Genomic DNA, 14,199 nt, shown 5'->3' on the forward strand with positions numbered 1-14,199 from the left:
AATATATAAGGTCATATAGGAAATAATTCCAATTACTATTATATCATTAGTGGCACCCACATGACAAGTGGCAAGTGACTTTATCACTTGCCACTTGTCATGTGGGTGCCACTCTTATCTTATAGTGTTTATAGAAGCATCCTCAGAAAAGGTATTTACATTATATAATAAAAGTATGTCATCTACAGAGTTAGCCTTTGCAAGGTCTGTTATGCTATCTGTATAGTATCTGGGATCAACCATATATATTTCACTATAGTGATTTGTTAAAAATGGTACTAGACTATTAGCGTAGGAATCCTTTATAACTAAAAGCCTTTTATGATTATTAATTCCAGTTTCTATTTTTACAAGTGGATGATTACTATTAAAGAACACAGTATATTTATCTTTTTTATTAGCATTTTCAAGGTGTAAGAAAGAGTCACGTTCTTTTTTTTCATCAGAGTACCAAACTTTATAATGAGTTTCTTCTTTAGGAGTATAAACTTCTATGGTATCAGGCTTTATATTTCTAAATCCACTTCTTGAATACAAGGTTCCATAGAACTCATCACTAACCTTTGTAATCTTAAAGTCTTCTTTTTTTAGAGGGGAATAGCCCATATATTCACCTAAATCTTCATAAGCATAAAAGGCACCTTCTGTTGTCCAGTGATGATCTGTTTTGTAATAGATATACTTGTCTTTATTGGAATTCATAGTATCAAATACATCCACAAATTTTATATCTTTACCTAATCCGTGATTAACTTGATTTATGTAATCTCTTTGGTCAGCAGGAGAAGCATAAGAAGGAAGTCTATCCTCAAGTATCTTTGTAGAGTTTGGTGCAAGCATAAAGTATACATGAGTATTTTTGTTATTTGAAGCAAAGTTATTTATTGTATTCAATTTATTTTCTAAGTTTTTAATATTTGGTTTTTCAAATTTTTGAAATAGGTACCCGTCTTTTCCTAAGTACACATCATTATTTTCTGTTTTTCCTAGAAGTTTTTCTGTAGCAGACTTTACGCCTATCCAGAAATCTCTTCCTACAAATTGGTCAGAAATATATTTTTCATAGTTGGAGGTATATTTTCCTTCTATCAGACGATCCATAGAAAACTTAGGTTTTTGCTGAAGAGTTCTATTTTCAGAATCAGAGAAGTTTTTATCTGCTGTTACTATATTACTTGCCAATATAACAACTATATATAAGAACACAAAGGCTCCCAGTACGCATTTATATACATTCTTGTATTTTTTCAAAAGTATCACCTCCTAAAATTTAAAGTATAGAAATGGATTATAACTTGCATTTACTAAATATGAAGTACAAATAAATATAAGTAAAAGATAAATAAGAGGAATAATTATAGCTCCAATAAATTTAACTTTTCCTTTTAACTTTTGCATAAGTTTCCATGGTAATGGGGTTGCGCAAAGTATAAGTAATATAAATAATATGGCATTATTTGAAATATAGTAAAGGGTAGTGGTATCCATAAAAGTACGACTTCCAAAACCAAATAATGTCTTAATGAATTCTAATCCTAAACTCATATTTTCAAATTCGAACAATATCCATCCAAATACTATAAGAAGAAAAGCATATGTATGTGCTATTATTTTAGGCTTATTTTCGAGCCATTTTAAAATAAATGCCTTTTCTAAGGCTAAAATAACTCCAAAGTATAATCCCCAAAGTATAAAATTCCAGTTGGCTCCATGCCAAAATCCCGTTAAAAACCAAACTACAAATAAATTTCTATATCTTTTTATAGCGCTTACCCTATTTCCACCAAGAGGTATGTATACATATTCTCTAAACCAAGAACCTAAGGATATGTGCCATCTTCTCCAAAACTCAGTAATACTTCTTGAAATATAAGGGTAATCAAAGTTTTTCATAAGTTCGAAACCAAACATTTTACCAAGACCTATAGCCATATCTGAATATCCACTAAAATCATAGTATATTTGAAACGTAAATCCTAGTATTCCAAGCCAAGCTGATAGGACAGGAAGTTCACCAGCAGGAGTATCCTTTATAGCCCTCCAAAGTATTCCTATATTATTAGCTAAAAGAACTTTTTTTGAAAGGCCAATGATAAACATTTCAGCTCCAGAACCAAACTTAGCTAAGGTGACACGTCTATTTTTAAGTTGTTCTTCAACGTCATCATATTTAACTATAGGACCTGCAACAAGCTGAGGGAACATAGTTATGTAAGTTCCAAAGGATATAATATTTCTTTGCACAGGAGTTTTGCCCCAATATACATCAATTACATAGGACATAGTTTGGAAAGTATAAAAAGAAATTCCTAATGGCAATGCTAATTTTTTTGCTTCTATACTAAGACCCAACAGTGCGTTTAAATTATCAATGAAGAAACCATAATACTTAAAGAAGCCTAGTATGGATAAATTTACAACTACAGACAATATAAAAACTGCAAGAGAAATTCTCTTGCATGTTTTATATTTGTTTATTATTAACCCAATTATGTAATTGAAAGTTGTGGAGAACATCATTAGAAAAATATAAATGGGCTCTCCCCAAGCATAAAATATAAGACTTGATATAAGTATTACTAAGTTCTTCAGAGACTTTGGCACTAAATAGTAAGATAAAAGTGTTATTGGTAAAAATACAAATATAAATAATAAACTACTAAAAACCAAAATAGTCTCCTCCTAAAACATTAGTTTAAGTTATTTGAAAGCTTCATTAAAAGCAGCTTCAATTTTTTCAGCATCTTTTGAAATAGTTAAAAATACGTAGTTTCCTTGAGTTTTTAATACATGATTTTGTATTAAGGAGTATTCCTCAGGAAGATAATCTTTAAAGCTAGCGCTTTGATTTTCTACTCTTTTAGCTACTTTATCTTTTATTTCAGTTACCTTTTTTTCATCTTTAACTTTAATTATGGCAAGTTCATCAGCCTTTATATTAGAAGGAGCTATATAAACTTTAAAACCTTCTAAGTCAGCAGCATCTATATCATATAACATCTTTAATTTTTCGCCATCTATTTCTGGCATTTGGGAAATATCAGTAGCACCTTTTACCTTTGCTAGTATCTCGTCTACAGATGGATTTTTAGCAGTCTTTTTAGAAGAACAACCATAAAGGCTTCCTACAGCAAATACAAGTAGTAATAGTAGGGATAATAAAGTTACCTTAGATTTTCTTGAATTTCTTATCATTTTTATCCTTCTCCTTTGTAAAGTTTAATTAGTTATATTAGCTTAATGCATGTTGTCTTATATAATCTAGGAGCACATTATAAAAACTGGCCTTGTAATGTATTCCGTCTTGTTCGTGTAAACTTGGATTACTATCAACTACTGATCTAGCATTTATATAGTCAGCCCCCTTTTGAGAAGCAAGGTTTGCTAGTGCAGAATTAAATGTATTAATACGAGAATTTGCAAAAGCTGAATTTTTTTGTTCAGCAGCTTGTGTAACAGGTAAAATAGAAAGCACATGTATTTTAGTATTTGGAACTTTACTTTTTATAGAATCTATTAAAACTCCATATTGAGTTGTAAATCTTTCAGGAGTAAGGTTCTTGTCCACTAAATCATTATTACCAAGTAAAATATATATATCTTTAGGATTTGAAGCAGTAAGCTTTGTTACTTCATTTGTAGCGTGAAATACTGAAAGTCCCTTTTTTGCAATAACGTGAGCTGTATCTAGTGCTCCATAATACCACATTCCTTCTGTAATTGAATCTCCTAAAAACATGGAAGTATTAAAATAGGCCTTATTAACTTCTTTATTAGATGAAGCTGAATTACTAGTTGTAGTATTTGTATTATTAGAAGAATTATTAGTAGAAGAATTTGCATTTGTAGTAACTGAAGTTCCAGTTGCTACACCATTGGAAGAAGTTTGTCCGTTTTTATCTAATGAGGTATCTTTATTATCCTCATTAGAAGAAGGAGCTTGTACATTTTCCTTCCCATCTTTTACCTCTTTTTTAGTTTCTTCTTTAACAGCTGTATAGGCTTGAGTATCCTTATTTATAAAATTTTTTATGGATACAGTTAAAACACCAGATAATAATGCAATTACGGTAAGTGACATTGCAAATCTTTTAAGATTAAATTTCTTTTTTCTTCTCTTCAAGGGTAAGTACCTCCAGTACAATTTATTTTAAGTTATTTACCTTGCATATTTGAATAAGTTACATAATTTTTAAATTTATTACAAAACAGTACATCTCAAATCTAATTGAGATGTTTTATATTAAATGCACCTTTTATATTATAGTATAATTAATATACAAAGTGGTTACAAAAAAGTATCGCTATTAATTAATATAATAAAATAATATTAATATGTAAAGGGTTTGCAAAGCTTTATCATTAGATTTCTTAGTTTTTCTTTCATATATTTTATAATATCAAAATAAACTGATAATGGAGCGATAAAAAAGGAAAAATTTATGGGGAGTGGATGGAAAATAATATCTAAAAATCATATAGTAAGTATAAAGAAAAAGTATTCATATGATCTATTAGAAAGAGATATAAGCTATTTAAAAATGAAGTTCCCATTTATAACAGTAGGGAAAATAGGAGTAAGTGTATGTGGAAGAAACTTATATTACATTAAACTTGGTGATGGATCTAATAAAGTACTTTATAATGGAGCCCATCATGCACTTGAATGGGTAACGTCTTTGTTGCTTATGAAATTTACAGAAAATATTTGTAAGGCTTATAAAAATGGAAAGCGAATAAGAGGATATGATATAAGACAGTTATTAAAAAAATCTACCATATATATAGTTCCTATGGTAAATCCTGATGGGGTAGAGCTAGTTATAAATGGTCTTAAAAAAAGTCATCCTTATTATAGTGAGCTTTTAAGGTGGAATGATGGAGGCTCAGATTTCTCAAGAGTATGGCAGGCCAATGCAAGAGGAGTGGATTTAAATCATAATTATGATGCTTCGTTTGATCTTTCTAAAAAAGCAGAAAAGGAGCATTGTATAGTAGGACCAGGGCCTACCCGTTATTCTGGAGAATATCCTGAGTCTGAACCAGAAACGAAGGCTTTAGCAGATTTTACACGGAAAGAAGATTTTAAGCTTGTAATGGCCTATCATAGCCAAGGTAAGGAAATATATTGGCAATATGGAGATTCAACCCCGCCAATAGCAAGATCAATAGGAGAAATTTTTACAGAGGTAAGTGGATATAAATTAGGAGAAGTAACAGGTATTGCTTCCTATGCGGGTTATAAAGATTGGTTTATAGATAAGTTTAAAAGGCCAGGATATACTATTGAAGTAGGATGGGGGAAAAATCCTCTGCCATTAACACAATTTCACCAAATATATGAAGATAATGAAGAAATGCTTATATTAGCAGGAATGCTGTAAAATTGCTAATGAAAATTATTAATATATACTAATCACAGTCTCTCAATACGTTGAGAGACTTCCTATATTATGTCTAATAAGTAGTATTTCAAGATTAAAGTTTGATAAAAAGTTTAATTTATTATATAATAGTATACTATGTGTCTAAGTTTGAAAAGGGGAGAGAAATGTTATGGATCGTTCAAAACAACTAGGTGAAGAGAGTATAGGTAAGCTCTTATTTAAATTTTCCTTGCCTGCAATTATCGGTATGTTAGTAAATGGACTTTATAATATGGTAGATAGAATATTTATAGGAAGAGGGGTAGGTTCTTTAGCACTTTCGGGACTTGCTGCAGGATTCCCATTATCAATTATAAATATGGCATTTGGAATGCTTGTTGGAATAGGTTCCTCTGCTATGATTTCTATAAAGCTTGGAGAGAAAGATAAAGATTCAGCAGAAAAAATACTTGGAAATGCGTTAGTATTAAATATAATATTATCTTTGGTGTTCACAATTTTTGGATTATTATTTTTAGATAAATTATTAATTATATTTGGTGCAAGTGCCGAAACTCTTACATATGCAAGAGATTATATGAAATTTATTATTGGAGGGGCATTGCTTCAAAATATAGGCTTTGGTATGAATAATATAATACGTTCAGAAGGTAGTCCACGTATTGCTATGGCCACTATGCTAATAGGAGCTATTATAAATACAATACTTGACCCTATATTTATATTTATATTTGATATGGGAGTTCAAGGAGCAGCTATTGCTACTATAATCTCACAAGGGATTTCTTCAATTTGGGTACTTGCACACTTTATAAGTGGTAGAAGTACATTAAAGTTCCATAAAGAAAACTTTAAGTTAAGACTTGAAACCATAAAGCACATACTTGCTATAGGAATGTCACCATTTGCAATGCAAATTGCAGCAAGTGTAGTTACAACAATTTACAATAATAGTCTTTTAACTTATGGGGGGAATTTAGCTGTAGCATCAATGGGAATAATAAACAGTATAATAATGTTGTTTTTTATGCCTATATTTGGTATAAATCAAGGTGTTCAGCCTATAATAGGTTATAACTATGGAGCTAAAAATTATGCTAGAGTAAAGAAAGCTTTAAAACTTGCAATTATGGCAGCAGTTTTTATATCTATAGTAGGATTCATAGTAATACAGGCTTTCCCAAGACAACTTATAGGACTCTTTAATAAAAATGATGCAGAGCTTATAGCAATAGGGTCTAGAGGAATAAGAATAGACATGATATTTTTACCTATAATAGGATTTCAAGTAGTAAGTTCTAATTATTTTCAAGCTGTTGGAAAAGCAAAGATATCAATAATTTTAAGTTTATCTAGACAGGTGCTTATACTTATACCTATATTACTCATAATACCACCAATATTTAAGTTGGATGGAGTATGGGCAAGTGCACCTATAGCAGATTTACTTTCTGCAATACTTACAGGCGTTTTACTATATAGGGATATAAAAGCCTTAAACAAGGATATCAAAAAGGAAGAAAGGAATAAAAAACAACAATTAATTGATGAAGAAGTACAAGATGAAGGTTTAGAAAATAAGATTGAAATTAAGAAACAGTTCGAATAGGAATTGTGTTACATTCTACGTACTAAAAATAAAAGGAATTTTGCTAAAGCAAAATTCCTTTTATTTTTAGTATAATAACAGGCACTTGCCACTTGTCATGTGGGTGGCACTTTTTAAATCTCATCAATAAGTCCTTTTCTATAAGCCATTAAAAGTTTTTCTAAATCTTTTATACGAACAGTAAGTTCCTTACCTATATCAGTATCTGCAACTCTTTTTCTTTGCATGCCATGCTCGACAATTATTGTAGATGATAATATGTCTTTTTCTTCTTCAATGGCTTTTCTAATAGAATCAAAGGGCTCGTGAGAAGTAAGAAGGAACCCATAGGAATTATATATTAAAGTATACCCTGCAATCCCTGTTTCAGGTTGATAAGCCTTACAAAAGCCTCCATCAATAACTAAAAGCTTACCATTTGCTTTTATTGGACTTTCACCTCGTATTGTTTTTACAGGGATATGTCCATTTATAATGTGAGAGCAATCTTTATCTAAATGGAATTCTTCAAAGATTCTATTACTTAACTCTTCATCATTTATTAACTTATAGTAAGTGTTCTTTTCTTCTATATGAGTTAATTTATCTTCAATAAAGTATCTTTCAAAGGTAGTTATTCTGTTTTTACCAAATAGTGGGGAATGTTGTCCGCACCAAAGATACCACATTATATCCATGGCATAGTTTTTAACATTCTTATCTTTCTTATAAAAATATGCCTCTCTTGCATAACGATCAAACATATCTAGAAGAGATTTACCGCTGTAACTTTTCCCTTCAAAGTTAACAGTTTTAAAGTCTCCATTTTCATCAAGGGGAATACATCCATGAAATAATATATTTGAGTTATATACAAGATATAGGCTGCCCTTACTATATAAAAACCTTATATGCCTTTGAAGCTTCTCACTATTAACAAAGGAGTGAGTAAGTTTGTTTATTAACTCTTCTTCTTCGGCAGTTAGTTTGTATGGATCATCTTTAAATAATGTAGGGAAATTAGTATCCCTTAGTGGATAAGTTTTTCCATCGACAGTTACGGTCTTATTTTCTAAATTCATCTTATCTAGAAGCAGCATATAATCCATTTCAAATTCAGGATGTCTTTTAACCTTTTGGCCTTCTAGCTTAAACTGAATAACTGCTATTGCTTTATGCATTTTAGCTAAAAGAGACACTTCATTTTCTGGAAGTTTCTTGGTTAATGTTTTTGGAATAAAATATTTACAAGGATCATTGCCGTAAATTTCTAAAGCAAAAGTAGCAAGAGGTAGTAGATTTATGCCATAACCATCTTCAATACTGCTAAGGTTTGCATATCTTAAACTTACCCTAAGGGCATTAGCAGCACAAGTTCTAGAGCCTGAAGCTGCTCCCATCCAAATAATGTCATGATTTCCCCATTGGATATCTATAGAATGATGATTCATTAAAGCATCCATTATTATTTCAGCACCAGGACCTCTATCGTATATATCACCAATAATATGAAGTCTATCTACTACAAGTCTTTGAATAACTTTAGATAAAGCAACCACGAATTCACTAGCACAGCCAATGTCTATTATGGTATCTATTATGCCTGTATAATATTCTTGTCTATTAATCCTATCAATTTGTTCATTTAAAAGTTCTTCGATTATATATGAAAAATCCTCAGGTAGAGCTTTTCTAACTTTGGATCTTGTATACTTTGAGGATACTGATTTACAAACTTGAATAAGCCTGTATAAAGTAATCTTGTACCATTCTTCTAAATCTTGTTCTGTTCTTTTAAGAAGCTCCATTTTTTCTTCAGGATAATATATTAAAGTAGCAAGAGCTGCCTTTTCTCTTTCCATTAAGGATGTTCCGAATATTTCATCAAGCTTTCGCTTAATAACTCCAGAAGCGTTTTTAAGCATATGGGTAAAGGATTCATATTCGCCGTGTATATCGCTAATAAAATGCTCTGTACCCTTAGGAAGATTTAATATAGATTGAAGGTTAATTATTTCACTACTAGCTAAAGATATAGTAGGATATTTTGTACTTAGTAACTTCAAATATCTTAAATCGTTTTTTATGATATTGATGTTGTTTTCATCATATAAGGTCATTTTCTCCATCCCTCATTTTCAATAGTTTTAATTTAAACCATATAATATATTATATAGCAAGAGTATGTTAAATTCTATATTATAATTCAATTTTTTATATGCAATATGCTACATTTTTCGAAATTAGTATACGCTATTAGCTTAAAGCGTTATATAATAGAAAAACCAATGTGTGGAAAGATGTTTTAGTATAAACATAGCTTGTTTTCAAGGTAAGATAAGTGTAGATATATGTATATTTATATACTTTTAAGAAATTAGCATGAAATAACAGAGGCTAAAGGAAATCACCCTTTAGCCTTTGTTATATAGAAGGAGAGATTAAGGGAGGAAGGAATAAGGCACTTGTATAATATTTTTTATAGAGTTTCTCTATAGTTATGCATTATATTAGAGAACATTTTTGCAGTACTTGGAGGAGTATATGTAATTGCATTGGCTCCAGCTTTAATTGTATTACGAATACTTTCTACGTTAGGTCCCCCTGTAGCAATTATAGGGATATGGGGGAATCTTGTTCTAATATTTTGAACAAGCTCAGCTGTTTTTGCGCCACCTGAAACATTAAATATAGAAACTCCAGCTTTGATTCTTTCTTCAATACATTCCTTTTCTGATACTATAGTAATAACGATAGGAATATCGATTTTCTTTTTCATTTCAACAATAAGCTCGTTTGGCGTAGGAGCATTTAAAACAACACCAAAAGCTCCATGTAGTTCAGCGTGGAGAGCAATATCAATAGATCTCTGCCCTGTTGTAAGTCCTCCGCCTACGCCTACGAAAACTGGGCTAGGGGATACCTCTATAATAGCATGAGTTATTGAAAGCTGAGGGGTGAAGGGATAAACGGCAATTACTCCATCTGCATTACAATTTTTGATTATGGCAACGTCTGTTGAAAAAATTAGCGACTTTATTCTTTTTCCAAAAATATTGATACCACTTGCATCATATATTTCCTTTGGAACCTCTACAATTCTCTTTCTAAGTCTTGATTCTATTACCGGTACATATTTTTTATCTTTTATAATGTTTTCCAAAATAAAATCTCCTAACATGATTTTATGATTTTAAAATTAATTTACCCTTTATTTTATTTGTTATTCTGTATATATATTTATTAAGTTTGTTTAATTTTTTTCGCCTTTCAATACTAGAAAATAACTTAATAAAAATAAAGGTGGATTAATATCTATAGATTTAATTTAGATAGCAAACCACCCATATGAATTGTATTATATGAATAATCAAATGTAAATAAATTTTATAAAAACTAAGTTGAAATAATATACTGTTAGTGATATATTTATTTACATGTGTATATACACCTGTAAATAAATATGTACATAATGAAGATTAATTTATAAAACCTGGAGGGGACTGTATGAAGATTAACTTAAAAGATGAAATACTAAGATTAAAAAAAGATAAACAAGCTATAATATTAGCTCATTATTATCAGAGAGGTGATATCCAAGATATAGCTGATGCTATTGGGGATTCTTATCATCTAAGCAAAGTAGCTAAAGATTGTAGTGAAAAACTAATAGTATTTTGTGGTGTAAAGTTCATGGCTGAAAGTGCTAAAATACTTTCTCCTGAAAAAACTGTGCTATTGCCTGCAGCTGGTGCAGGATGCCCAATGGCAGATATGGCAGATGCTGAAGGTGTGAAAGTATTGAAGGCTAAGCATCCTAATGCAAAGGTTGTTTGTTATATAAATTCTACAGCGGAAGTAAAAGCGGTATCAGATGTATGTTGTACATCATCTAATGCAGTAAAGATAATTAAAAATATTAAAGAAGATGAAATAATATTTTTACCTGATAAAAATTTAGGGGAACATGTTCAAAAACAAGTCCCTGAAAAAAATGTTATCCTATGGGATGGTTTTTGTATAACTCATAAGAAGGTTAGAGTTGAAGAACTACTGGCAGCTAGAAAAATTCATGAAGATATTGTAATTGCTGCTCATCCTGAATGTGAAAAATCAGTTAGAGAAAATGCTGATTTCCTTGGAAGTACAGGAGAAATTATAGATTATGTTACTAATCATTCAGGCAAGAAATTTCTTATTGTTACAGAAGAAGGGGTACTTCATCAAATTAAATTAAAAAATCCTGATAAGCTCTTGTATGTTCCTGGAGGTGGAATGACTTGCGTGAATATGAAAATGACTCGCTTAGAAGATGTTTATAATAGTTTGCTTAATATGGAATGTGATATCAAAATTGATGAAAGTATAAGACAAAAAGCGTACAATTCTTTAGCTATGATGCATGAACTTGGGAGGTAGCGAAATGAATATTATAACTGATGTACTAATAATAGGCGCTGGAGTTGCAGGGCTTTACACAGCATTAAATTTAGATGAAAAATTAAAAGTTATTATGGTTTCAAAGGGAGAAGTAAATGAATGTAATTCGAATTGGGCTCAAGGTGGAATATCCGTAGCTAGAGGATATGATGATGTAGAACTATTTGTACAGGACACTCTAAAAGCTGGTCGATATAAGAATGATATTAATGCAGTTAAAGTTCTTGCAGAAGAATCTATAGAAAATATAAATGCATTAATAGAACTTGGGGTAGACTTCGATAGGAGTGGAGATGAGTTGAATTATACTCGTGAAGGTGCACATACCATAAATAGAATAGTTCACTATAAAGACAAAACTGGAAATAGAGTAGAAGAGGTCCTTTTAAATAATGTAAGGGATAGAAAAAATATTAAATTTAACCAAAACTGTTGTTTAGTGGATATATTAAAGAAAGATAACCTTTGTATGGGTGGTATATGTATCAAAGATAATAAACAAATTAACATATATTCTAAGGTAACTATATTAGCTACTGGTGGAATAGGAGGAGTCTTCAAAAATTCAACAAATGAGAGAATTATTACTGGAGATGGCATTGCTATAGGTATAAAAAATAATATTAAAGTTAAAAACATAAATTATATTCAGTTTCATCCTACAGTATTTTATTCAGAAAACAATAATAATGAGAGAAGATTTCTAATCTCTGAGTCTGTTAGAGGTGAGGGAGGAAAACTTATAAACAACAAAGGGGAAAGATTCGTAGATGAACTTCTTCCAAGGGATGTGGTTAGTAAATTTATAATAGAAGAAGAAAAGAAAACCAATTCTAATAATGTTTATTTAGATGTTAGCTTTATGCCTAAGGATTTTTTACAAAAAAGATTTCCTACTATATATGAGGAATGTTTGAAATATGGGATAGATATTTCTAAACAGCCTATTCCAGTTACCCCAGCACAGCATTATTTCATGGGGGGACTTGAGGTGGATTTATACGGTGAAACTTCCATGGAAAACTTATATGCTTTCGGAGAAGTTAGCTGCACAGGAGTCCATGGAGCAAATAGACTTGCAAGTAACTCTCTTTTAGAAGCATTGGTTTTCTCAAAACGAGGAGCAGAAAATATAAATAAATCTATAAATGATATTGAAATTATATATAGTGAGGTTTGTGAGCTCGATCATAACTCTGAATATTATCAAGAAATGAACAAGAAAATATTAGTAGATACAATTGCCAAGTTGAGGGGAGATATAAAAAATGAATTGGTTACTTGTGGATGATATTATAAAAAAGGCTCTTAATGAAGACTTATATTATGGGGACATAACTACTGAGTCCATAGTGGTTAATAATAAAAATGCGTCTATAGATTTGATAGCTAAGGAGGATGGTGTTGTAGCTGGTCTTGAAGTTTTTAGAAGGGTTTTCCTAACTCTTGGGGATGCAGAAACTGAGTTTTATGTAAAAGACGGTGATAATATTCATAAGGGAGAAAAAATTGGAAAAGTCTATGGAAATATAAAAACCTTATTAAGTGGGGAAAGAGTTGCTTTAAACTTTTTGCAAAGAATGTGCGGCATAGCTACTCTTACAAAAATGTTTACAGAAAAGTTAAAGGGAACTAACGTAAAACTTTTGGATACTAGAAAAACTACCCCTAATATGAGAATGTTTGAAAAATACTCAGTAAAGATTGGAGGTGGTACAAATCATAGATTTGGACTAAATGATGGAATCCTTATAAAGGACAATCATATAGATGCTGCTGGAGGAATTCAACAGGCAATTGAAATGGTTAGAAGTAATGCTCCCTTTGTTAGAAAAATAGAAATCGAGGTTGAAACCCTAGAACAGCTTAAAGAAGCATTAGAAATGAATCCTGATATAATAATGCTTGATAATATGGATATTGAGACACTTAAGGCAGCGGTAAAAATCATAGATGGCAAAGCAGAAATTGAGGCCTCAGGGAACGTTGATTTAGACACAATAGAAGTCATTGCCCAAATAGGTGTAGATTACATATCGACAGGCGCTATAACACATTCATTTAAAGTTTTAGATTTAAGTCTGAAAAATTTAATATATGTTGAGTAACTTAATTTAGGTGTAGAAGAAAACTTCTACACCTTTAATATTATGAATTTAATTTGAACTTTTTATTGTATCTATTACTTTTTTACGTTCTTTATTCATAGATAAAAATGTACTGAAATCAGCATTTTCAGGGCTTAAAGCTACATCTGTAGGTCCCCCTAGAAAATAAGTTGCATTACCTATAGTAAGATGTTTTTTGCCATCAATAGAATCATACATAGCCTCGGTTGATGAATCATTATTTTTCATTATAACAAAAAATAATCCAGATCCTCGAGGAGTATTTGGATCAGATGATTTAAAATAAACAGATACAGAATTATCATCTTCTTTAATTGTATATTTATTTTTCCAATTAGAAGGAAACTTAAGTGAAAATCCTAACTTGCTTTTGAAAGTTAAGTCCATATCATCTATTTGTGTACTAGTCTCTAAAGCTATTTCACTTTTAATGGGATTATTTTCTTTAGAAGAAGTTTTACTAAGTTTAGAATTGTTACATCCATATAATATAGATGCTGATGAAATTAAAATTGTAAGAAGTAATATTGGTTTTATCTTCATAATTATCTCCTTTTGTAATATTGTTAATAAGAACTTTGCATAAAAAGGATGCTGATAAGATGAATAAATTTATTTGAAATAAATGTTTTCCTATTATCTTATTGAAAACAGA

The 14,199-nt window shown here is 30.5% G+C and carries 11 protein-coding genes and 1 pseudogene; 5 read left to right on the forward strand and 7 right to left on the reverse strand.

Features of this window, described 5'->3' with window-relative positions; all coding sequences use genetic code 11:
* Positions 1-114 precede the first annotated feature (114 nt).
* The 4 genes from BSD9I1_RS03175 to BSD9I1_RS03190 are packed head-to-tail and all read right to left on the reverse strand — an operon-like array spanning position 115 to position 4,123.
* A complete protein-coding gene (locus BSD9I1_RS03175; RefSeq protein ID WP_373419337.1) occupies positions 115-1,260 on the reverse strand; it encodes a DHHW family protein in 1,146 nt (381 codons plus the stop codon).
* Positions 1,261-1,263: 3 nt separating this feature from the next.
* Positions 1,264-2,670: an MBOAT family protein gene (locus BSD9I1_RS03180; RefSeq protein WP_186429103.1), complete on the reverse strand. Its 1,407-nt coding sequence runs from the start codon at positions 2,668-2,670 to the stop codon at positions 1,264-1,266.
* A 30-nt stretch (positions 2,671-2,700) separates the two neighbouring features.
* Entirely contained in the window at positions 2,701-3,195 is a 495-nt protein-coding gene (locus BSD9I1_RS03185) for a DUF4358 domain-containing protein (protein WP_242966396.1), read from the reverse strand.
* 37 nt (positions 3,196-3,232) lie between these two features.
* Positions 3,233-4,123, reverse strand: a complete 891-nt coding sequence (locus BSD9I1_RS03190) for a GDSL-type esterase/lipase family protein (RefSeq protein ID WP_186429104.1) — start codon at positions 4,121-4,123, stop codon at positions 3,233-3,235.
* A gap of 355 nt (positions 4,124-4,478) precedes the next feature.
* On the opposite strand from BSD9I1_RS03190, the pseudogene BSD9I1_RS03195 reads away from it, so the two are divergent.
* Together BSD9I1_RS03195 and BSD9I1_RS03200 are read left to right on the forward strand one after the other, a co-directional pair.
* A pseudogene (locus BSD9I1_RS03195) lies at positions 4,479-5,384 on the forward strand (M14 family metallocarboxypeptidase); the annotation flags it as partial.
* A 172-nt stretch (positions 5,385-5,556) separates the two neighbouring features.
* The gene (locus tag BSD9I1_RS03200; protein ID WP_186429106.1) at positions 5,557-6,996 is read left to right on the forward strand and encodes an MATE family efflux transporter; all 1,440 of its coding nucleotides are present in this window, start codon (positions 5,557-5,559) and stop codon (positions 6,994-6,996) included.
* Between the two features lie 113 nt (positions 6,997-7,109).
* Here BSD9I1_RS03200 and BSD9I1_RS03205 read toward each other — a convergent pair whose 3' ends face one another.
* Complete coding sequence (locus tag BSD9I1_RS03205) at positions 7,110-9,095, reverse strand: fructose-1,6-bisphosphatase (protein WP_186429107.1); 1,986 nt, start codon at positions 9,093-9,095, stop codon at positions 7,110-7,112.
* A 359-nt stretch (positions 9,096-9,454) separates the two neighbouring features.
* Entirely contained in the window at positions 9,455-10,156 is a 702-nt protein-coding gene (locus BSD9I1_RS03210) for a hydrolase (RefSeq protein ID WP_052085808.1), read from the reverse strand.
* Positions 10,157-10,482: 326 nt separating this feature from the next.
* Between BSD9I1_RS03210 and nadA the strand changes: the two genes are divergently transcribed.
* Genes nadA through nadC form a run of 3 tightly spaced genes read left to right on the forward strand, consistent with a single transcriptional unit; the run spans position 10,483 to position 13,523 of the window.
* The gene (gene nadA / locus BSD9I1_RS03215) at positions 10,483-11,394 is read left to right on the forward strand and encodes a quinolinate synthase NadA (RefSeq protein WP_186429108.1); all 912 of its coding nucleotides are present in this window, start codon (positions 10,483-10,485) and stop codon (positions 11,392-11,394) included.
* A 4-nt stretch (positions 11,395-11,398) separates the two neighbouring features.
* A complete protein-coding gene (locus BSD9I1_RS03220) occupies positions 11,399-12,706 on the forward strand; it encodes an L-aspartate oxidase (RefSeq protein ID WP_186429109.1) in 1,308 nt (435 codons plus the stop codon).
* Complete coding sequence (gene nadC / locus BSD9I1_RS03225; protein ID WP_186429110.1) at positions 12,684-13,523, forward strand: carboxylating nicotinate-nucleotide diphosphorylase; 840 nt, start codon at positions 12,684-12,686, stop codon at positions 13,521-13,523. Before BSD9I1_RS03220 ends, nadC begins: the two co-directional genes overlap by 23 nt.
* Positions 13,524-13,571: 48 nt before the next feature.
* Here nadC and BSD9I1_RS03230 read toward each other — a convergent pair whose 3' ends face one another.
* Positions 13,572-14,087 (reverse strand): hypothetical protein, encoded by a 516-nt coding sequence (locus tag BSD9I1_RS03230; protein ID WP_186429397.1) that lies wholly within the window; start codon positions 14,085-14,087, stop codon positions 13,572-13,574.
* Positions 14,088-14,199 lie beyond the last annotated feature (112 nt).

Origin of the sequence: Clostridium sp. BSD9I1, from assembly GCF_900185645.1 — a bacterium.
In the GTDB taxonomy this organism is placed as follows: Bacteria; Bacillota; Clostridia; order Clostridiales; family Clostridiaceae; genus Clostridium_AK.